At 72.7% G+C, this 18,271-nt stretch carries 22 protein-coding genes and 1 riboswitch; of the genes, 9 read left to right on the forward strand and 13 right to left on the reverse strand.

The window, feature by feature from the left end:
* Position 1: 1 nt before the first annotated feature.
* A complete protein-coding gene (locus ACF08N_RS21985) occupies positions 2–1,009 on the forward strand; it encodes a maleylpyruvate isomerase family mycothiol-dependent enzyme (protein WP_392326343.1) in 1,008 nt (335 codons plus the stop codon).
* A gap of 108 nt (positions 1,010–1,117) precedes the next feature.
* Here ACF08N_RS21985 and ACF08N_RS21990 read toward each other — a convergent pair whose 3' ends face one another.
* From ACF08N_RS21990 to ACF08N_RS22000, 3 genes are all read right to left on the reverse strand, one after another.
* Positions 1,118–2,131: a hemolysin family protein gene (locus ACF08N_RS21990; RefSeq protein WP_392326344.1), complete on the reverse strand. Its 1,014-nt coding sequence runs from the start codon at positions 2,129–2,131 to the stop codon at positions 1,118–1,120.
* The gene (locus tag ACF08N_RS21995) at positions 2,128–3,471 is read right to left on the reverse strand and encodes a hemolysin family protein (protein ID WP_392326345.1); all 1,344 of its coding nucleotides are present in this window, start codon (positions 3,469–3,471) and stop codon (positions 2,128–2,130) included. The genes ACF08N_RS21990 and ACF08N_RS21995 overlap by 4 nt, the downstream gene beginning before the upstream one ends.
* A 265-nt stretch (positions 3,472–3,736) precedes the next feature.
* Complete coding sequence (locus ACF08N_RS22000) at positions 3,737–4,159, reverse strand: GNAT family N-acetyltransferase (RefSeq protein WP_392326346.1); 423 nt, start codon at positions 4,157–4,159, stop codon at positions 3,737–3,739.
* A gap of 121 nt (positions 4,160–4,280) precedes the next feature.
* Between ACF08N_RS22000 and ACF08N_RS22005 the strand changes: the two genes are divergently transcribed.
* Both ACF08N_RS22005 and ACF08N_RS22010 read left to right on the forward strand, forming a co-directional pair.
* Positions 4,281–4,496, forward strand: coding sequence for an antitoxin (locus ACF08N_RS22005; RefSeq protein WP_177152992.1), 216 nt, complete (start codon positions 4,281–4,283; stop codon positions 4,494–4,496).
* A complete protein-coding gene (locus ACF08N_RS22010; RefSeq protein ID WP_392326347.1) occupies positions 4,493–4,864 on the forward strand; it encodes a fic family toxin-antitoxin system, toxin component in 372 nt (123 codons plus the stop codon). Before ACF08N_RS22005 ends, ACF08N_RS22010 begins: the two co-directional genes overlap by 4 nt.
* A gap of 61 nt (positions 4,865–4,925) precedes the next feature.
* Here ACF08N_RS22010 and ACF08N_RS22015 read toward each other — a convergent pair whose 3' ends face one another.
* The 5 genes from ACF08N_RS22015 to bioB all read right to left on the reverse strand — a co-directional run bounded on the left by ACF08N_RS22015 (position 4,926) and on the right by bioB (position 9,452).
* On the reverse strand, positions 4,926–5,600 hold the full coding sequence (locus tag ACF08N_RS22015) for a class I SAM-dependent methyltransferase (RefSeq protein ID WP_392326348.1): 675 nt from the start codon (positions 5,598–5,600) through the stop codon (positions 4,926–4,928).
* A gap of 60 nt (positions 5,601–5,660) precedes the next feature.
* Positions 5,661–6,014: a VOC family protein gene (locus ACF08N_RS22020; protein WP_392326349.1), complete on the reverse strand. Its 354-nt coding sequence runs from the start codon at positions 6,012–6,014 to the stop codon at positions 5,661–5,663.
* Positions 6,015–6,019: 5 nt separating this feature from the next.
* Positions 6,020–6,733, reverse strand: coding sequence for a dethiobiotin synthase (gene bioD, locus ACF08N_RS22025; RefSeq protein WP_392326350.1), 714 nt, complete (start codon positions 6,731–6,733; stop codon positions 6,020–6,022).
* A gap of 273 nt (positions 6,734–7,006) precedes the next feature.
* Positions 7,007–8,296, reverse strand: coding sequence for an adenosylmethionine--8-amino-7-oxononanoate transaminase (locus ACF08N_RS22030; RefSeq protein ID WP_392326351.1), 1,290 nt, complete (start codon positions 8,294–8,296; stop codon positions 7,007–7,009).
* Complete coding sequence (bioB, locus tag ACF08N_RS22035) at positions 8,289–9,452, reverse strand: biotin synthase BioB (protein WP_392326352.1); 1,164 nt, start codon at positions 9,450–9,452, stop codon at positions 8,289–8,291. The genes ACF08N_RS22030 and bioB overlap by 8 nt, the downstream gene beginning before the upstream one ends.
* A 146-nt stretch (positions 9,453–9,598) precedes the next feature.
* On the opposite strand from bioB, the gene ACF08N_RS22040 reads away from it, so the two are divergent.
* Both ACF08N_RS22040 and ACF08N_RS22045 read left to right on the forward strand, forming a co-directional pair.
* Positions 9,599–10,753 (forward strand): 8-amino-7-oxononanoate synthase, encoded by a 1,155-nt coding sequence (locus ACF08N_RS22040; protein WP_392326353.1) that lies wholly within the window; start codon positions 9,599–9,601, stop codon positions 10,751–10,753.
* A 214-nt stretch (positions 10,754–10,967) separates the two neighbouring features.
* Positions 10,968–11,399, forward strand: a complete 432-nt coding sequence (locus ACF08N_RS22045; RefSeq protein WP_392326354.1) for an ATP-binding protein — start codon at positions 10,968–10,970, stop codon at positions 11,397–11,399.
* 14 nt (positions 11,400–11,413) lie between these two features.
* Here the strand turns inward: ACF08N_RS22045 and ACF08N_RS22050 are convergent, their stop codons facing one another.
* Positions 11,414–12,349, reverse strand: a complete 936-nt coding sequence (locus ACF08N_RS22050; protein ID WP_392326355.1) for a LysR family transcriptional regulator — start codon at positions 12,347–12,349, stop codon at positions 11,414–11,416.
* Between the two features lie 93 nt (positions 12,350–12,442).
* Here ACF08N_RS22050 and ACF08N_RS22055 point away from each other — a divergent pair, with 93 nt between their 5' ends.
* Positions 12,443–13,075 carry a LysE family translocator gene (locus ACF08N_RS22055; protein ID WP_392326356.1) on the forward strand — a complete coding sequence of 211 codons (633 nt, stop codon included), beginning with the start codon at positions 12,443–12,445 and terminating at the stop codon, positions 13,073–13,075.
* 89 nt (positions 13,076–13,164) lie between these two features.
* Here ACF08N_RS22055 and ACF08N_RS22060 read toward each other — a convergent pair whose 3' ends face one another.
* From ACF08N_RS22060 to ACF08N_RS22070, 3 genes are all read right to left on the reverse strand, one after another.
* Positions 13,165–13,641, reverse strand: coding sequence for a C40 family peptidase (locus ACF08N_RS22060; RefSeq protein WP_392326357.1), 477 nt, complete (start codon positions 13,639–13,641; stop codon positions 13,165–13,167).
* A gap of 3 nt (positions 13,642–13,644) precedes the next feature.
* A riboswitch (cyclic di-AMP (ydaO/yuaA leader) is annotated at positions 13,645–13,818 on the reverse strand.
* 328 nt (positions 13,819–14,146) lie between these two features.
* Positions 14,147–14,455 carry a hypothetical protein gene (locus tag ACF08N_RS22065; RefSeq protein WP_392326358.1) on the reverse strand — a complete coding sequence of 103 codons (309 nt, stop codon included), beginning with the start codon at positions 14,453–14,455 and terminating at the stop codon, positions 14,147–14,149.
* 7 nt (positions 14,456–14,462) lie between these two features.
* Positions 14,463–15,098 (reverse strand): ATP-dependent Clp protease proteolytic subunit, encoded by a 636-nt coding sequence (locus tag ACF08N_RS22070; RefSeq protein ID WP_392326359.1) that lies wholly within the window; start codon positions 15,096–15,098, stop codon positions 14,463–14,465.
* Positions 15,099–15,178: 80 nt separating this feature from the next.
* Between ACF08N_RS22070 and ACF08N_RS22075 the strand changes: the two genes are divergently transcribed.
* Positions 15,179–15,466: a type II toxin-antitoxin system Phd/YefM family antitoxin gene (locus ACF08N_RS22075; protein WP_392326360.1), complete on the forward strand. Its 288-nt coding sequence runs from the start codon at positions 15,179–15,181 to the stop codon at positions 15,464–15,466.
* 686 nt (positions 15,467–16,152) lie between these two features.
* On the opposite strand, the gene ACF08N_RS22080 is transcribed toward ACF08N_RS22075, so the two are convergent.
* Complete coding sequence (locus ACF08N_RS22080) at positions 16,153–17,109, reverse strand: ABC transporter permease (protein WP_392326361.1); 957 nt, start codon at positions 17,107–17,109, stop codon at positions 16,153–16,155.
* A 106-nt stretch (positions 17,110–17,215) separates the two neighbouring features.
* Between ACF08N_RS22080 and ACF08N_RS22085 the strand changes: the two genes are divergently transcribed.
* Both ACF08N_RS22085 and ACF08N_RS22090 read left to right on the forward strand, forming a co-directional pair.
* Positions 17,216–17,836, forward strand: coding sequence for a TetR/AcrR family transcriptional regulator (locus ACF08N_RS22085; protein WP_392326362.1), 621 nt, complete (start codon positions 17,216–17,218; stop codon positions 17,834–17,836).
* 127 nt (positions 17,837–17,963) lie between these two features.
* Positions 17,964–18,266, forward strand: coding sequence for an urease subunit gamma (locus ACF08N_RS22090; RefSeq protein ID WP_177152975.1), 303 nt, complete (start codon positions 17,964–17,966; stop codon positions 18,264–18,266).
* Positions 18,267–18,271 lie beyond the last annotated feature (5 nt).

Below are 18,271 nucleotides of genomic sequence, written 5' to 3' on the forward strand. Positions count from 1 at the left end.
CGTGAGCGACGCACTGCTCAACGCGCTGGCCGAAGCGCTGGCCGATGTGGTCATCTCGATCGACACCTGTGAGGACGACGTACTCGACCCGGACACCGCGGTGAAGTGGCTGGAGACCACGGGATTCCTGCTCGACCGGCTGCCGCCCGCCGACCGGCGCGAGCTCGCCCGGCTCTTCCGCCGCGCCGCCGGCCGCCGGCCCGAAGGGGCCTGGCACGACCAGCTGCTGCGCATACCCGACAGCTTCGGCCTCGACGACGACCAGCACGAGCTGTACTGCGACGCGATCGAGCACATCGAGCGGCGCTTCGTGGCGACCGTACGGGACACGGACCCGGCCACGCCGGTGACCACCTGCCCCGGCTGGACCTTCGCCGACCTCGTCCGCCACCACGGGACCACGCACCGCTGGATGGAACACCTGGTGCGGACCCGGGCCACCGAGCGTGTGTGGTCGCGTGACGTCCCCCTCGGCCTGCCAGACGACCCGGCCGCCCACCCGGACTGGCTCGCCCGCGGCGCGGAGAGCGTGCTCGTCGCGTTGCGCAAGGTCGACCCGGACACACCGATGTGGTCCAACGGGGCCGACCAGCGGGTGGCCTACTTCCCACGCCGGCTGCTGTTCGAAGCGGTCGTCCACCTCGCCGACGCGGAGCTCTCGCTGGGCGGCGAGCCGAGCATCGGGCCGGGCACGGCGGCCGACGGGATCGAGGAGTTCCTGGAGAACCTGCCGTACTTCTCGTGGCTCGCCGGACCGGTGTCGCGCCTCGCGGACGGCTCCCTCGTCCTGACGTCGACGGACACCGGGGCGTCGTGGACGGTCGGGTTCGGGGAGGCGGGCTTCGCCTGGACGAAGTCGGCGACGCCCGATCCCTCGGCACGCGTCGCGGGACCGGCCGGTGACCTGCTGCTCCTCCTGTACGGCCGCCGCACCGCGGCCGACCCGCACCTCACGGTCACGGGAGACGTGTCCGTGCTGACGGCCTGGCTCACCGCGACGGCGTTCTGACCCCGGCGGGTGCGCACCGGGCGGCGGTCCGCGCCGTGTCCTCACCCGGCCCCTGGCCGGCAGGGCTCACAGCACTGCCGGCCACGGGGGCGGACGCCGGGACCGGTGTCAGCGCGGGCGCCCCACCAGCTCGCGCAGGATGTCCTCCATGGTCACCAGGCCCTCCGGCCTGCCCTCGTCGTCGAGGACGGCCGCCAGGTGGGTGCGGCTGCGCCGCATCGCGGTGAGCACGTCGTCCAGCGGCGTCGTCGCCCGCACCCGGGCGATCGGACGCATCGCGCTCACCGGGAACGCCACGTCACGCGGAGCCGCGTCCAGAGCGTCCTTCACATGGAGGTAGCCGAGGATGCGACGGCCCGCGTCCACGACCGGGAAGCGGGAGTACCCGGAGTCCACCGACAGCTGCTCCAGCTGCTCCGGCGTCGTCCCGTCCTTCGCGTACACGACCTGCTCCACCGGCATCACCACATCGCGCACCGGCCGGCGGCCGAGCTCCAGCGCGTCGCGCAGCCGTTCCGCCGAGCGGTCGTCGAGCAGCCCCGCCTCGCCGGCGTCCCGCACGAGGCTCACCAGCTCGTCGTCCGAGAAAGTGGCGGACACCTCGTTCCTCGTCTCGACCCTGAGCAGCTTGAGCAGCCCGTTCGCGAGCGCGTTGACCGTGAAGATCACCGGGCGCAGCGCCCGCGCAAGCGCCACCAGCGGCGGACCGAACAGCAGCGCGCTGCGCACCGGTTCCGACAGGGCGACGTTCTTCGGCACCATCTCGCCGAGCAGCATGTGCAGATACGTCGCGAGCGCCAGTGCGATCACGAACGAGATCGGGTGGACGGCGCCGTGCGGCACGCCCACCGCGTCGAACACCGGCTCCAGCAGATGCGCGATGGCCGGCTCGGCGACGATGCCGAGCACCAGGGTGCACAGCGTGATGCCCAGCTGGGCCGCCGCCATGAGGGCCGACACGTGCTCCAGACCCCACAGCACGCTGCGCGCCCGCCGGTTCCCGGCCTGCGCCTCGGGCTCGATCTGGCTGCGCCGGACCGAGATCAGCGCAAACTCGGCACCGACGAAGAAGGCGTTGAGCACCAGGGTCAGCAGACCGACGAAGAGCTGGATCGCGATCATCGTCCGGCCTCCTCGGCCACGTCGCCGTCGGCGGCGTCGAGCGGTGCGTGCATCAGCACGCGCGCGGCCCGGCGCCCGGAGGCGTCGACCACGTCCATCTGCCAGCCCGCGAGGTCGATCCGGTCGCCCTCGACGGGGATGCGGCCCAGCTCGGTGGCGACGAGACCGGCGAGGGTCTCGTAGGGGCCGTCCGGCACCAGCAGCCCTATGCTCTCCAGCTGGTCGGTGCGGGCGGCGCCGTCCGCGGACCACAGCTTGCGGCCGTCCGCGTCCTCACCGGCCCGCGCCAGGTCGGGCGTCTCGTGCGGATCGTGCTCGTCGCGCACCTCGCCGACGACCTCCTCGACGATGTCCTCCATCGTCACCACGCCGGCCGTGCCGCCGTACTCGTCGATGACCACGGCCATCGTGGACTTGCCCGTCAGCCGGTCCAGCAGCCGGTCCACGGTCAGCGTCTCGGGCACCAGTACCGGCTCACGCAGCAGGTCCGCGACGGGGTGGCGGGCCCGGCGCCCGGCCGGGACCGTCAGGATGTCCTTGATGTGCGCGATACCGACGACGGTGTCCAGGCTGCCCCGGTAGACGGGGAAGCGGGACAGGCCCGTCGCGCGCGTGGCGTTCGCGACGTCCTCCGCGGTGGCGGACGCGTCGAGCGCCATGACCTGGACCCGCGGCGTCATCACGTTCTCCGCGATCAGCTCCGACAGGTTCAGCGAGCGGACGAACAGCTCGGCGGTGTCCGCCTCCAGCGCGCCCGCCTTGGCGGAGTGGCGGGCCAGCGCCACGAGCTCCTTGGGGCTGCGCGCCGACGCGAGCTCCTCCGTGGGCTCCATGCCGAGGCGCGTCACGATGCGGTTGGCCGTGTTGTTGAGGTGGGCGATCAGCGGACGGAACGCGGCGGTGAAGACCCGCTGCGGCGTGGCCACCACCTTGGCGACGGCCAGCGGGGAGGAGATCGCCCAGTTCTTGGGGACCAGCTCGCCGACGACCATCAGCACGACCGTGGACAGTGCGGTGCCGATGACCAGCGCCACGGACGACGCGACGGACGGCGACAGGCCGACCGCCTCCACCGGACCGCGGATGAGCGTGGCGACGGAGGGCTCGGCGAGCATGCCGACGACCAGGTTGGTGACGGTGATGCCGAGCTGTGCGCCGGAGAGCTGGAACGTCAGGCTGCGCACGGCCTTGAGGGCGCCGGCGGCGCCCCGTTCGCCGCGCTCGACGGCCCGTTCGAGCTCACTGCGCTCGACCGTCGTGAGGGAGAACTCGGCCGCGACGAAGGCACCGCAGGCGAGCGAGAGCAGTACTGCCACGGCGAGCAGAAGCACTTCGGTCATCGGGTCACCTCCGTCCCATGATCGGACAGGGGGAGGTGGAATGCGCGATGTCGGCTACTGGGAGGCTCGCCCATGGGCGGACGCTCACACCTTTCGTACGGGAGGGGATAGTCCATCCATGGTAAAGGAGCGGCAAAGCCGCGGGAGCGCCGGACGCCGGGTGGTGGTCGGCGTCCGGCAAGCGTCGCGGCGGGCACGGGCGAACGGCTCGACCCGGCGTCGCGGCGGGCACGGGCGAACGGCTCGACCCGGCGTCGCGGTGGGCTCAGGCGAACGGCTTGACCCAGCGGCGCCAGTGGTCCTCCCGGTGGTAGCCCGCCGCGGCCCAGGCGCGGTGGGCCCGCTCGTTCGCCTCCAGCACCATCGCGTCCCCGCGCCGCCCGCCCGCCGCGACGAACCGCTTCTCGGCCGCGTCCAGCAGGGCCGCCGAGATGCCGCGGCGCCGGTGCGAGGGGAGGACGGCCAGGCGGTAGAGCGAGCAGCGCCATCCGTCGTACCCGGCGATCACCGAGCCGACCAGCAGCCCGTCGGCCTCGGCCAGGATCAGTGCCTCGGGATCGCGGATGATGAGCCGGGTGACGCCGTCCACGTCGTCCGTGATGCTCGTGCCCTCCGCCGCCTCCTTCCAGAAAGCCAGCACGGACTCGGCGTCGTCGACAGAGGCGGTACGTATGCGCAGGTCGGTCATGCGCGGGAGCCAAGCACGCCCACCGCGCGCCACGCCACCGACTTCCGGCATGCAGGACGGGCCGCGCCCGCACCCCCGGGACGGCCTTGCCGTGCTAGCACCCGCGCGCTAGCTTGATGGTGTGGCGAAGACTCAGTTGAACGTACGCGTGGACGAGGCCACCGCGGAGGCCGCCCGCCAGCGGGCGCTCCAGCGCGGGATGAGCGTGAACCGCTACATCGAGGAGCTCGTCAAACAGGACGCCGGAGAGGTGGGCCGCGCCTTCGTGGACGCGGCGGCCGACTTCATGAAGCAGTACGAATCGGTGTTCGCCGAGGAGTTCGGCGAGAAGCGTTGAACCTGACGATCGATCTCGCCTGGCTGCTCATGGTCGCCGAGCACAAGACCCCCGGCGACCCCCAGGTCACCGACTGGGGCGCGCTCGTCGCCGCCGTCAGCCGTCATGACGCGGAGATCTTCGGCACGCCCGTCTACGCCGATCCGCACGCCCGCGCCGCCGCCCTGCTCCAACTGCTGCTGCACGTGCCCGCGCTGGAGCACTCCAACGCGATGTTCGCCTCGGCCGTCGCCTACGGCTACCTCGTCGCCAGCGGCCGGAAGGTGGTCACCTCGCCCGAGCAGGTACGCGACCTGGCCCGCCTGGTCAAGCAGGGCAAGGCGGACGTGCGTGCCGTCGCCGACGAACTGCGCCAGTGGAGCGAGTGACCCGCTGCCTGATCCCCCCGAGGGCCCTGGGTCCGATCCGGCCCGATCGGCGAGACACCCCCTAGGACGTGAACGGGCGGCGCGCCACCCCGAGAACGCACGGCGACGTCGGCAGCCGCAGTCTGCTGTCCGGCACGTTGAACCTGCGATGCGTCCCGAGCTCGAAGCCCGCCGCCTCGATCGCGGCGAGCGTGTCCCTCGCCGTGTGGCAGCCGCCGAACAGCCGTGGCCACACCGTGCGGTCGAGTACGCGCTGCGTCCGCGCGAGGCCCGGGCCGTCGGCCAGGCCGTGTTCGAAGAACCGCAGCTCCCCGCCGGGCCGCAGCACACGCCGGATCTCCGAGAGCGCCCGCGGCAGGTCCCGTACGGTGCACAGCACCAGGGAGGCCACCGCCCCGTCGAACGCCTCGCTCTTGACCGGCAGCGCCTCCGCGGCACCCGGGACGACGTCCACCGGCACGCCGGCACGCAGCGCCGCCTCGACGGCCAACTTCCGCAGGGTGCGCTCCGGTTCGAGAGCGACGACCTCGGAGACGGCCGCCGGGTAATGGGCGAAGTTCAGCCCGTTGCCCGCGCCGATCTCGATGACCCGGCCCGACAGGCCCGACAGCAGCTCGGCACGGTAGGCGGCGATTCCGCCCTTCACGTCCGCCGAGACGCTCATGCGCGCGTAGAAGCGGGCGAAGACCGGATGGTGGACGGCGTCCCGGGGCGCCTTCGTGCTGCGCGACGGCATGGCGGACCTCCTCGGACGGGGCGGACCGATCAGGGCCATTCTCCCCCGGTAAGACGCCGCTCAGCCGTCGTTGCCCGCCACGAAGCAGAATTCGTTGCCCTCCGGGTCCCGCAGGACCTGGAAGCGGCCGTGGTCGTCGGTGACGACGGCGCCGACGCGCTCCGCGCCCAGGCCCACCGCCTCGTCCGCCGCGGCGTCCACATCACCCGCGTCCACGTCCAGATGCAGCCGGTTCTTGGCCGGCTTGCCCTCGGGCACCTTCTGGAACGCCACGCGGACGCCCTCCGGCGGATCGACGTACGACCAGTCCTCGCTGCGGTCCACCGGCTCGCCGCCGAGGAGCGCCGCCCAGAACCGGACCAGGCGGGCGGGGTCGTGGCAGTCGAAGACGATCTCATCGATCCGTGCGCGCATGGGCGTCAGCCTACGGCCGCGCCGAACGCCTCCGCGTCCCATCGGCCGCCGAGTCCCGGAGCCAGCCACTGCCCGGCCCGGGCGCGGAACTCGGCGGGCGCGAGCGCCCCGGCGCCTTCCGGCACCGCGCCCAGCAGCGGCGCGCCCGCCGAGTCGGGCAGGTCCGCGAGGTTGCAGCGCGCGGCCAGATCCGGCCGGTCGGGCCAACTGCCGACCACCACGCCCAACTGGCCGAGCCCGCGGGCGCGCAGGGCCTCGGCGGTCAGCGTGGTCATGTTCAGGGTCCCGAGACCGGCGGGCGCGACGACCAGCACCGGGGCGTCGAGCAGACCCGCCACGTCGGCCAGCGTCGCGCCGGCGTCGTCGAACCGTACGAGGAGCCCGCCCGCCCCCTCGATGAGCACGAGGTCGTGCTCCGCGGCGAGCTTCCCGGCCGCTTCGGCCACCGCGTCGGGCGTGACGGGGGCGAGCCCGGCACGCCGGGCAGCGGTCGCGGGCGCCAAAGGCTCCGGAAACCGGCCCAGTTCGACGCCCGTGACCGGCCCGGCGAGCCGCCGTACCTCGTCGACGTCCCCCGCCTCCCCGGGGCCGACCCCGGTCTGCGCGGGCTTGACCACGGCGACGGACCGGCCCTCGGCGACCGCGAGCGCGGCGACGGCCGCGGTCACGACGGTCTTCCCGATCTCGGTCCCGGTCCCGGTCACGACGATCACTGGCATGGTGCGCTTCCTTGTCCTGTCTCGTTCTCTCGCTCCGCCGGTCCGCCGCCCTGCACGAACCGGCCAACGCCTCACACCCCGGACTGCTGAGGCGCCCGTCGGGACGCCCGCGCGGCGCACGGGCACCGGGCGGGCATCCCCGCGGCGGCGAGCGTGTCCCGTCGGCGGGCGGGCCCGAAGCCACGTGTCGCACGCGCGCCCGGCGCACACCTGCGTGCCCACGCACGCCCCGCCAGGTCTGCCGGAACCGGCATGTTCCGGGGACGACGGGCGTCAGCCCGCAGCCGCCGCCGCACGGACCGCGCCGCACACCCGTGCCAGGTCCGCGTCGCCCGTCACGTACGGCGGCATCGTGTACACCAGGTCGCGGAACGGGCGCAGCCACACGCCCTCCCGCACCGCGGCGGCCGTCGCCGCGGCCATGTCCACCTCGTGGTCCAGCTGCACGACGCCGATACCGCCGAGCACCCGGACGTCCTTCACCCCCGGCAGTGCGGCCGCCTCGGCCAGCCCCTCCCGCAGGCCCCTCTCCAGGCGCCCGACCTCCTGCTGCCAGTCCTGGCCGAGAAGCAGGTCGATCGACGCGCAGGCCACCGCCGAGGCCAGGGGGTTGCCCATGAACGTCGGGCCGTGGGCGAGGACGGGGACCTCGCCCCGCGAGATCCCGTCCGCCACCCGCGACGTGCACAGCGTCGCCGCCAACGACAGGTAGCCGCCGGTGAGCGCCTTGCCCAGGCACATCACGTCCGGCGATACACCGGCGTGGCCGGCCGCGAACAGTTCGCCCGTGCGGCCGAAGCCCGTCGCGATCTCGTCGAAGACCAGCAGGACACCGTGCTCGTCGCACGCCTCACGCAGCACCCGCAGGTACGCGGGGGAGTGGAAGCGCATGCCGCCCGCGCCCTGCACGACCGGCTCCACGATCACCGCGGCCAGCTCGTCCGCGTGCCGCCCGATCAGCTCGCGCAGCCCGGCCGCGTACGCCTCGTCGAAGTCGGCCGGCGGCGCGGGCGCGAAGATCTGCCGCGGCAGCACGCCCTGCCACAACCCGTGCATGCCGCCCTCGGGATCGCACACCGACATCGGCTGCCACGTGTCACCGTGGTAGCCGCCGCGCCAGGTCAGCAGCCGCTGTTTGGCCGGGCGGCCCACCGAGCGCCAGTACTGCAGGCACATCTTCACCGCGACCTCGACCGACACCGAGCCCGAGTCGCACAGGAACACGTGCTGGAGGGGCTCCGGTGTGATCTCCACCAGCCGGGTCGCCAGCCGTACGGCCGGCTCGTGGGTGAGCCCGCCGAACATCACATGGCTCATGCGGCCCAGCTGAGCGGTCGCGGCCTCGTTGAGGACGGGGTGGTTGTAGCCGTGCACGGCCGACCACCAGGAGGACATGCCGTCGATCAACTCGCGCTGCCCGTGCACCTCTTCGGCGAGCCTGAGCCGCACCCCGGACGCCGACTCGACGACCACCGGATCCGTACGGCCCGGCATCGGGCCGTACGGGTGCCAGACGTGGGCGCGGTCCAGGGCGCGCAGCTCGCCGGGTGAGAACTCAGGCATTGGGCGCGAGGTCCGTACCGGCGCCGCGGCGGCGCACGGCGACCAGGTCCGTACGCGCGGCGGGAAGCTCCGACGCCTCCGCCGCAGCGGGCTCGTCGTGGCAGCCGCCCTCACCGCCGTCACCGCAGACCGAACCGCAGCCCCCGCCCGCCGCGCGGTGCTCGGGCAGCGTCGTCGTGCCGGCGCCCTCCACCTCGAAGCCCGCGTCGGCGATCATCTCCAGGTCGGCCCGGCCCGCCTGGCCCTCGCTGGTCAGGTAGTCGCCGAGGAAGATCGAGTTGGCCAGGTGCAGGGCGAGCGGCTGGAGCGTGCGCAGATGGACCTCGCGACCGCCCGCGAGGCGCACCTCGACGTCGGGGCAGACGAAGCGCACCATCGCCAGGATGCGCAGTGCCCGCTGCGGGGTCAGGTTCCACTCCTTGGCCAGCGGGGTGCCCTCGAAGGGGATCAGGAAGTTCACCGGCACCGAGTCCGGGTCCAGCTCGCGCAGCGCGAAGACGACATCCACCAGGTCCTCGTCGCTCTCGCCCATGCCGGCGATCAGACCGGAGCATGCGGACAGGCCGGCCGCATGCGCCTTGGTGACCGTGTCCACGCGGTCCGCGTACGTGTGCGTGGTCGTGATGTCCCCGTACGTCCCCTCGGACGTGTTCAGGTTGTGGTTGTAGGCGTCGGCGCCCGCCTCGCGGAGCCGCTCGGCCTGGCCGTCGGAGAGCAGACCGAGACAGGCGCACACCTCGACGCCGTCGTTCTCCTCCTTGATGGCCTCGATCGTCTTCGACACGCGGTCGACGTCCCGGTCCGTCGGCCCGCGCCCGCTCGCCACCAGGCACACCCGCTTCGCGCCGCCCGCCACACCGGCGGCCGCGGCCCGGGACGCCTCGTCCGGCTTCAGCCAGGTGTACTTGAGGATCTCCGCCTTCGAGCCGAGCCGCTGCGAGCAGTACGAGCAGTCCTCGGGGCACAGGCCCGATTTCAGGTTGACCAGATAGTTGAGCTTCACCCGCCGTCCGAACCACTGGCGGCGCACCTTGCCGGCCGCGGCCACCACTTCGAGCAGATCGTCGTCGGAGGTCGCCAGTACGGCGAGCGCTTCTTCACGGGTCGGCAGCTCGCGCCGCAGCCCCTTCTCCACCAGCGTGTTCAGCAGGTCCATGGCGCTGATCCTTACCCACCGCGGCCGCCTCGGCCAAGGAGGAACCCCACAACAGCCGCGGATTGAGGTGTGTGCATGGCCACATCCGCTCCCCGCCCGCCCCCGGTTAGGGTCTGTGCGCTGCCTACAAAAGGACCGGACTCCTCATGCCGCAGGCCACGCAGGATCCCTTCGACTGGATCGACGACGAGGCGCGCCGCCGTGAGCGCGCGGGACTCGTCCGTACGCTCCGGCCTCGCACCGCCGACTCGGTCCTGCTCGACCTGGCGAGCAACGACTACCTGGGACTGACCCGCCGGCCCGAGGTCACCGCCGCGGCCGCCGAGGCCGCCCGCCGCTGGGGCGCGGGCGCCACCGGATCCCGCCTGGTCACCGGCACCACCGCGCTCCACGCCGAGCTGGAGGGCGAACTCGCCGCGTTCTGCGGGTTCGAGGCCGCCCTCGTCCTGTCCTCCGGCTACGCGGCGAACCTCGCCGCCGTCACCGCCCTCGGCGGCCGCGACGCCCTCGTCGTCTCGGACGCCGGCAACCACGCCTCCATCGTCGACGGCTGCCGGCTCGCCCGGGCCGAGACCGCGGTCGTCCCGCACGCCGATCCCGAGGCCGTGCGCAAGACCCTCGGCGCCCACCCGGACCGCCGCGCCCTCGTCGTCACCGACTCGGTGTTCTCCGTGGACGGCGACGCCGCGCCGCTGCCCGCCCTCGCCGAAGCCTGCCGCGAACATGGCGCGGCCCTCCTCGTCGACGACGCCCACGGCCTCGGCGTCCTCGGCGACGGCGGCCGGGGCGCGCTCGACGCCGCCGGACTGGCCGGCGCGACCGGAGTCGTCGCCACGCTCACCCTCTCCAAGTCGCTCGGCAGCCAGGGCGGCGCGGTCCTCGGCCCGGCCCGGGTGATCGAGCACCTGATCAACACGGCCAGGACCTTCATCTTCGACACCGGCCTCGCACCGGCGGCGGCCGGCGGCGCGCTCGCCGCCCTGCGGGTGCTGCGCCGCGAACCCGGCCTCGCCGCGCGGGCCCGCGAGGTCGCGGCCGTGCTCCACCGGCGGCTGACGGACGCGGGACTGACCGCCGCGCGCCCGGACGCGGCCGTCGTCTCCGTCCAGGCGCCCTCGCCGGACGCCGCGCTCGCCTGGGCGGCGGACTGCCGGGCGGCCGGCCTTGTCGTGGGCTGCTTCCGGCCCCCGTCCGTGCCGGACGGGATCTCGCGCATCCGGCTCACCGCCCGCGCCGATCTCACCGACGGGCAGGTCGACAGGGCCGTCGCGACGATCATCGCGGCTGCGCCGCGCCTCTGAGGGAGCCGGCCGGGACAGTACGGTCCGTCCCAAATACGGTCTCTCGTCGCAGAGTTCACCGCTTTGGGCGACAGATATATACATATCTTGGTGGATCGCCGCACCACCCGGACGACAAGTGGCAGTCTGACGCCGAAGCGCAATCCGTGGCCGTCCTCGCGTGTCATCCGCTACGAGTCGGAGCCCGGCCCGGTGGGAAAGGGACAGCGTCGCCATGGCAGACCGTCAAGAAGCATCCGTCACTCTGCCGAGCGATCCGGCCTCGGTCTCCGCCGCCCGGAGATATGTCACCGACGTCATCTGCGGATGGGGACTGTCCGACGGCACCGACGCGGTCGACACCGTGCGGCTGATCGTCTCCGAACTGGCCACGAACGCCGTCCAGCACACCTTCGGCCAGTCGCCCACCTTCACGGTCGACGTGCGCCTCGAACGGGACGAGCAACTGTGCATCGGCGTCACCGACAGCCACCCGCGCTGGCCGCGCCGGCTGCCCGCCGCCGTCCGGCAGGACAACGGCCGCGGCATGGTCATCATCCGCAGCCTCACCGCGCAGTACGGCGGCCGGCTCTCCGTCACACCCACCAAGGAGGGCGGCAAGACCGTGTGGATCGCGCTGCCGTGGACCGTGCCCGTGCAGGGCTGATCCCGCCTTGCGGATCACAGCACCCGGGCCGCCGTGCCCAGGTGGCCGGCCCGCCCGAACGAGCCCCGCAGCAGCGCCCGCAGCGACTGCGCCGCAGGACCCGACTCCTCACCCCGATGCGCCACCGAGATCGTCCGCCGGAACGCCGCAGGCTCCAACTGCCGTATCTGCAACGGTGTCGCGGACATCGCCGCCACCATCTCGGGCACCACCGCCACCCCGATCCCGGCGCTCACCAGCGCGCAGACCAGCGCATAACCCGGCGACTCGCACACCACCGCGGGCGTCGCCCCCGCCTCCGCCAGCGCACCCTCCACCCCCTTGCGCGGCGGATGCGCCGGAGCGCTGCTGATCAGCGGCTGACCTGCGAGACCGCTCACCGGCAGCCGGCCCGAACCGCCTGCCAGCGCGTGACCGGGAGCCGTGATGAGCACCAGCTCCTCCACCAGCAGCGTTTCCATGACCACGCCCGGCGGAAGCGGCGCCGGTTCGGCCGGCTCGTAGGCATGCGTCAGCGCGAGATCCATCGTGCCGCGCGCCACCGCCGTGACACCGTCCGGCGGTTCGTACTCCGCGACGGTCAGTTCCACGTCCGGATGGGCGCGGCGGAAGGCGCTGAGCACCGGGGGCAGCAGATGGATGCCGACCGTGGTGAAGGTGCCCACCCGCAGCCGTCCGCCCGAGAGCCCGGACAGCTGGGCCAGCTCGTGCCGCGCCCGGTCCATCTCGTCCAGCACCCGGCGCGCCCGCTCCGCGAGCAGCTCACCTGCGGCCGTGAGCCGCGCCCCGCGGTGGTGGCGTACGAGCAGGGGAGCTCCGGCCTCGCGCTCCAGCTTGGCCAGCTGCTGGGAGAGCGCCGGCGCGGTGTAGCCGAGGCGGGCCGCGGCGCGGGTGATCGAACCGGCCTCCGCGACAGCGACCAGCGCGGCCAGCCGGGTCGGGTCGTACATCGCTCCCCTTGAGCCTGCTTTAAGCGTTGCTTTTGGCAAACCCAGGATATTCCACATACCTGCTGAAGGCCTGGTGCCGTCAGGCTTGGGGGCATGGACGCACAGCTGATGGCATTCACCGGTGTCGCCGCGGGCATGGTCGCCATGCCCGGCGCCGACTTCACCGTGGTGGTCCGCAGTGCGCTCGCCTCGCGCCGCGCGGGCGTCGCCTGCGCGGTCGGAGTGGCGGGCGGACTGCTGGTGCACACCGCACTGGCCGTGGCGGGCCTCGCCGCGGTGCTGGTGGCGGTGCCCGCGCTGTACCGGACCCTGCAGATCGCGGGTGGGATCTACGTGCTGTGGCTGGGCCTGCGCGCGGTGCGCTCCGCGCTGCGCCCGCTCGACGGGCTCGCCGCTCCCGACGGCGGCACGGCGGCCCACGGCGTCGCGCGCGCCCTGCGGCAGGGCTTCCTCACCAACGTCCTCAACCCGAAGGCGCCGGTGCTCTTCCTGAGTCTGCTGCCGCAGTTCGTGCCCGACGGCGCGGCGGTGCTGCCGCGCACCCTGCTGCTCGCCGCGATCGTCGTCGTGCTGGCGCTGATCTGGTTCCCGGCGGTGGCGCTCCTGGTGGACCGGCTGGGCCGCTGGCTGCGCAGGCCGCGCACCACGCGCGCCGTGGAAGGCGTCACGGGTGGCGCGCTGACCGCGCTCGGCGCGACCCTGCTGGTCCAGCCGCTGGCCCGCTGACCGGAGCCGGCGGCCGCACCGCACCGTCCTGATGGTGACGGCCCCTCAGTCAAGGGCGCCGTCGCCGGGGAACCGGAACTGCCGGGGCGTCAGCGCACGCGGCCGTACGAGACCTTGCTGGTCCAGATCTTGGCCAGCCGCACGACGTCACCGGTCTTCGGCGAGTGCCAGATCCGTCCTTTGCCGGCGTAGATGCCCACGTGGTAGACGAAGCCGCCGGAATGGAAGAAGACCAGGTCACCGCGTTTCCGTTGGGAGGCGGAGACATGGCGCGTACGGTTGTACTGCTGCTGTGCGGTACGCGGCAGCTTCTTGCCGGCCTTCTTGTACGAGTACAGCGTCAGCCCGGAACAGTCGAAGCGATGGGGGCCGGCGGCGCCGTATCTGTACGGCGACCCCTTCTTCGATGCCGCGATCTCGAGTGCCTTGCTCGCGTGGCTGGTGATCGCGTGGGCCTCGGGTGCTGTGCCGGGCGCGAGGAGAGTGCCGCCGACGGCGGCGATGGTCAGCGCCGATACGGCGCCCGCGCGCGTGAGCAGGAACGGGACATGCATCTGCGCAGTCATGCGCAACCCTTCGTCAGCCGCCTGTGAAGGATGACCTGTCGGGTTCGGACTGGCGAAGACGCCCGGCCGCCGAAGCGGCTTCACCCCAAGGGGCCGACCGGGATCACCGGTCACCCCGTGCTGCTCGGGTCCTCCACTCCTGCCGATGCACTTCTGTCGACCAGGCATCCGGTGCGGCGGCAGGACTCAGCGTCCGCCCGGACCGCCCCGTCAAGGTGGCGGGGGCTTGTCGTCCCAGGGATCGTGACCCACCGATGTCCGATTTCCGAGTTGAAACGGCTTTTGTGAAGCCGATCACGACTGATCTGTTCGGGTGGACAGGGGCGTTGACCGCCGAGTCGCCTGACGCGGAATCATGGTCGTACCAGCAGCGAAACCGTCAATTCCGCCAAATCAGTGGTTGCTCCGCGCAAGTCCTGCAACACGCAACAACTTCGCCGAAGCTCCACCGAACGGGGTACGGAAGCCGCTACCCCGTTGGCGGTTGACAGCAGCGGATCGCGCGTCAACTCGTCGAAACCGGCGGCATGGTCACCCGGTTCGCCCTGCGCTCCCCGTCCAGGATCCGCAGCGCCTCGGCCAGCGTGTCCGCGTAGACCTCGCTCTCGCCGCGCAGATGCATCAGTGTCAGGGCGTCCTTGAGCGCGGCCGCCCGGCCCACCAGGGCCTGCGCGGCGCGCAGCGCGCCGTAGGTGTGCGTGGCGCGGGCCGGGTTGATCCGCCCCAGCAGATCCACCACTTCGAGATAGCGGTCGATCAACTCCGCCTCCGCGCGGGTCAGCGCGGGCAGCGGAGGCAGCTCGGGGGGCAGCATCCGGCGCTCACCTCGCCCCGGCCGCGACCGGCGAGCCCTTGCGGCTCTGGACGACGTGATCCACCAGGCCGTACGCCTTCGCCGCCTCGGCGTCGAAGATCTTGTCCCGCTCCAGGTCGGCCGCGATGCGCCGGGCGTCCTGGCCGGTGTGGCGCACGAGCATGGCCGCCAGTTGCGCCCGCAGGCGCAGCAACTCCGCGGCGTGGATCTCCAGATCGGACGGCTGGCCGCGCAACGGCTCCTCGACGGCGGGCTGCTGGACGACGACGCGTGCCCCGGGCAGCGCCATCCGCTTGCCGGGCGTCCCCGCGGCGAGCAGCACGGCGGCGGTCGAAGCGGCCTGGCCCAGGCAGGTCGTGGCGATGTCGCAGGTGATGACCTGCAGGGTGTCGTAGATCGCGGTCATGGCGCTGATCGGGCCGCCGGGGGAGTTGATGTACAGGCAGATGTCCTGGTCGGGGGCCGCGTACTCGAGGTGCAGCAGCTGGGCGATGACGTCGTTCGCGGACGTGTCGTCGACGGCGGTGCCGAGGAAGACGATCCGCTCGTCGAGCAGCTTTGAGTACGGGTCGAGGGTGCGGGTCCCCGAGCCGGTGCGCTCGGTGAATTCGGGCAGGACGTAGCGGCCGGCAGGGCGGTTCATGGCATGCCTCTCCTCGGAACGGGTGGGCCGTGCTCTCTGTAAAAAATGTACAGGACGTACAGGCCGTTATGATGGGGAGCATGGCCTACGAGATTCCGGTGACGCAAGCCCGCGCAGAGCTCGCCGAACTGATCAACCGCGTCGTCTACGGCGGGGAGCGCGTCGTGGTGACCCGTCACGGGAAGCCGCTCGTGGCGCTGGTCTCCGCGGCTGACCTGGAGCGACTGGAGAACGCGACGGAGGCGGCTGAGGAGCCGGTGATCCGCTCGGTGTCGTCGCTCGGCTCGTCGTCGTCCGCCCCGGGCGAACGCAGCCGCTTCGGCCTGACGGCCGAGCATCACGGTCCGCACGACGACCGCCGCACCTGAGCCAGGTGGCGCGGGCCGCGCCCGCGGAGGCCGCGTCACCCGGCGGCTACGCCCGCCGCGCTTGCGCGCCCGGAGCGGCGTGCCCATCGCGGTGGAGTGCCGCGGTTGCAACTGCGCCGGCACGGGCATCCCCGGGCTGTCGCCGTGGTGTGGCCTGGCGGCGACGCTGCGGTCGCAGGCTGCGCCGGGTGCGTCCTCAAGCGCCGGACGGGCTGGGTTTGCCTTTGCCTCGGGTGGTAGCGCCCGCCCGGGCACGGCTACCGCTTGAGCCCGCGGCACTCGCTGCGCGCCGCGGCCGCAGCGCATCGGGCCCGCCTGATCGCCCCTGGGCGGGGCGCCGGTATCCCAGGTAGTCGCCGAGGTGTGGGCCTGTGCCACGGCGCCGCGGCCGCAGGGCGCGCCGGGTGCGTCCTCAAGCGCCGAACGGGCTGGGTTTGATTCAGGTGGCGCTGGGTTGATTCAAGTGGCGGTGTCCTCCCGGGCGCGGCCGCCAGTCCGCAGCGCATCGCGCCTGCCTGAGCCCCCGCGTCGGGGCCTGGAATCCCGGGGCGTCACCATGTTGCGGCCTGCGGCGCGACGCCGCGGACCCGAGCGCCGGACGGGCCGGGGCGCCCCCGACGCCCCGACGCGTAAGCAGGCCGCGTGTCCCCGTCCGCTACAGCGGGGGCACGCGGCCGGTTCGGGGGTTAGGCCGTCGGGGCCGGCGTGCGGCGGAGGTGGGTGCCGGTGAGGAGCGCGAGGAGGCCCAGGCCCGCCCAGAGCGACAGCGTCAGCAGGGCCGACCCGATCGCGTGCCCGTCGAAGTACGCCACCGAGCGCAGCAGCCACGCCCCCGCGCCCGGTGGCAGCCACTGGCCGAGCGCGCCCGCCGGCTCCGGCAGCAGTTCGGGCGCGCTCGCAGCACCCGAGAACGGGTTGCCGAGCAGGATCATCAGCAGCGCCCCCAGGCCGACGCCCGGCATCCCCAGCAGCGCCGCGAGCCCGGCGACGGGCGCGCCGACGGCCAGCACCGTCAGGCCCAGCGTCCCCGCCTCCGCCCACCAGTTGCCGTCCATGACCCCCAGCCAGCTGTGGGCGATCGCGGCCGCGGTCATGCCGACCAGCAGCGCCGCGCCCGTCAGCGCGACGGCGCCCCGCAGTCCACGCAGTCCGAGCACGGTGACCAGCGCTCCGGCCGCGACCCCGGCCAGCGCCAAGGGCAGCACGCTCGCCGCGAGGGCGCTGCCGCGCGGATCGCCGGACGGCAGCGGGACCACGTCCTCCACCTGGACCGGCGCTCCGTCCGGCGCCGACGCGGTCACGGCCTCCTTGAGCATCTGCGCCACGACCGGGCTCGCCGCGGGCGCGGTCAGCAGCTTGGGCCCCTCGGCGGACGCGACGACCGCTCCGTATACGACCCGGTCCTCGACTGCGGCCCGGGCGGCCGCCTCGTCGTCGTAGCGGTGCACCGCGAACGCGCCCTCGCGCTGCTCGAAGCGCTGCTCGATGCCCTCCGCCACGGCCGGGGGACCGGCGACACCGACAGGAACGTCACGCGGCGCCGTGCGTGCTGCGGGCCAGGCGAAGGCCCACAGGGCCAGCGCGACCACGACCGGGACCAGGGTCATCACCGCGACCATGCGGCGGGTGGGCGTAGGGGTCATGACGACTCCAACTAAAGAGAAGGATCGTTCGTTTTTGTTCCTGCGCCCACTTTCCGCCCGGTGGTGCCTGCTTGTCAAGAAGGAACGTTCGTTTTAGTTTTGGCGCATGGCACGCGTATCCCAGGAACACCTCGATGCACGCCGGCGGCAGATCCTCGACGGCGCCGCCCGCTGCTTCGCCCGCAACGGCTTCCACGCCACGTCGATGCAGGACATTCTGCGCGAGTCGGGCCTCTCGGCAGGCGCGGTCTACCGCTACTTCCGCAGCAAGGAGGAGCTGATCGAGGCCATCGCCGACGAGGCGTTCACCGGCATCCGCGCCGCCTTCACCGAAGCCGCCCGTACGACTCCGCCGCCCACGCCCGACGTGCTGCTCGGGCGGGTGCTGCGCAAGCTGCTGGTCGACGAGGTGCCCGGCGGTGACGCCAGATCCTTCGCCCGGCTCGTCGTGCAGGTGTGGACGGAGACGCTGCGCAACGAGATGCTGGCCGCCACCCTCGCTCAGGGTTACGACGGTATGCGTCTGGCCTGGGCGGAGCTCGTGCACGCGTACCGTGCGGCGGGTCAGATGGAGTCGGACGTGGACGCCGACCACATCGCCCGCACGCTCATCGCGACCGCCCAGGGCTTCATCGCCCAGCAGGCGCTCTTCGGCGATGTGCGCCCCGACATCCTGGAGGACGGGCTGCGCGCCCTGATGTCCATGCAGGATCCCAAGATCAGTTAACGCGCAGGAAAAACTTGCGTCCTAACGTTCAACCCCTGGTCGTGAGATGCCCGTGTGCAGGTCAACGCAGTGTTGACCTGGGCTAGGGTCCACACGCCCCCGGGCCGGACGACAGTGAGGTGGACGCGTGCAACTCTCCCCGCACGAGCAGGAACGACTTCTCATCCACGTGGCCGCCGACGTGGCCGAGAAGCGCAGGGCGCGCGGGGTGAAGCTGAACCACCCCGAATCCGTCGCCCTCATCACCTCGCACATCCTCGAAGGCGCCCGCGACGGACGCACCGTCGGTGAGCTCATGGCATCGGGACGCAAGGTGCTCACCCGCGCCGACGTCATGGAAGGCGTCCCCGAGATGATCCACGACGTCCAGGTCGAGGCCACCTTCCCGGACGGCACCAAGCTCGTCACCGTCCACGACCCGATCGTCTGAGGGGG

Origin of the sequence: Streptomyces sp. NPDC015127, from assembly GCF_043080095.1 — a bacterium.
In the GTDB taxonomy this organism is placed as follows: Bacteria; Actinomycetota; Actinomycetes; order Streptomycetales; family Streptomycetaceae; genus Streptomyces.

Excerpts from the sequence above, each read along its gene's own strand:
- ACF08N_RS21990 (WP_392326344.1), bottom strand. The coding sequence starts at position 2,131 with ATGATCGCGATCCAGCTCTTCGTCGGTCTGCTGACCCTGGTGCTCAAC.
- ACF08N_RS21995 (WP_392326345.1), bottom strand. The coding sequence starts at position 3,471 with ATGACCGAAGTGCTTCTGCTCGCCGTGGCAGTACTGCTCTCGCTCGCC.
- ACF08N_RS22000 (WP_392326346.1), bottom strand. The coding sequence starts at position 4,159 with ATGACCGACCTGCGCATACGTACCGCCTCTGTCGACGACGCCGAGTCC.
- ACF08N_RS22015 (WP_392326348.1), bottom strand. The coding sequence starts at position 5,600 with ATGCCGTCGCGCAGCACGAAGGCGCCCCGGGACGCCGTCCACCATCCG.
- ACF08N_RS22020 (WP_392326349.1), bottom strand. The coding sequence starts at position 6,014 with ATGCGCGCACGGATCGATGAGATCGTCTTCGACTGCCACGACCCCGCC.
- bioD (WP_392326350.1), bottom strand. The coding sequence starts at position 6,733 with ATGCCAGTGATCGTCGTGACCGGGACCGGGACCGAGATCGGGAAGACC.
- ACF08N_RS22030 (WP_392326351.1), bottom strand. The coding sequence starts at position 8,296 with ATGCCTGAGTTCTCACCCGGCGAGCTGCGCGCCCTGGACCGCGCCCAC.
- bioB (WP_392326352.1), bottom strand. The coding sequence starts at position 9,452 with ATGGACCTGCTGAACACGCTGGTGGAGAAGGGGCTGCGGCGCGAGCTG.
- ACF08N_RS22040 (WP_392326353.1), top strand. The coding sequence starts at position 9,599 with ATGCCGCAGGCCACGCAGGATCCCTTCGACTGGATCGACGACGAGGCG.
- ACF08N_RS22045 (WP_392326354.1), top strand. The coding sequence starts at position 10,968 with ATGGCAGACCGTCAAGAAGCATCCGTCACTCTGCCGAGCGATCCGGCC.
- ACF08N_RS22050 (WP_392326355.1), bottom strand. The coding sequence starts at position 12,349 with ATGTACGACCCGACCCGGCTGGCCGCGCTGGTCGCTGTCGCGGAGGCC.
- ACF08N_RS22055 (WP_392326356.1), top strand. The coding sequence starts at position 12,443 with ATGGACGCACAGCTGATGGCATTCACCGGTGTCGCCGCGGGCATGGTC.
- ACF08N_RS22060 (WP_392326357.1), bottom strand. The coding sequence starts at position 13,641 with ATGACTGCGCAGATGCATGTCCCGTTCCTGCTCACGCGCGCGGGCGCC.
- ACF08N_RS22065 (WP_392326358.1), bottom strand. The coding sequence starts at position 14,455 with ATGCTGCCCCCCGAGCTGCCTCCGCTGCCCGCGCTGACCCGCGCGGAG.
- ACF08N_RS22070 (WP_392326359.1), bottom strand. The coding sequence starts at position 15,098 with ATGAACCGCCCTGCCGGCCGCTACGTCCTGCCCGAATTCACCGAGCGC.
- ACF08N_RS22075 (WP_392326360.1), top strand. The coding sequence starts at position 15,179 with ATGGCCTACGAGATTCCGGTGACGCAAGCCCGCGCAGAGCTCGCCGAA.
- ACF08N_RS22080 (WP_392326361.1), bottom strand. The coding sequence starts at position 17,109 with ATGACCCCTACGCCCACCCGCCGCATGGTCGCGGTGATGACCCTGGTC.
- ACF08N_RS22085 (WP_392326362.1), top strand. The coding sequence starts at position 17,216 with ATGGCACGCGTATCCCAGGAACACCTCGATGCACGCCGGCGGCAGATC.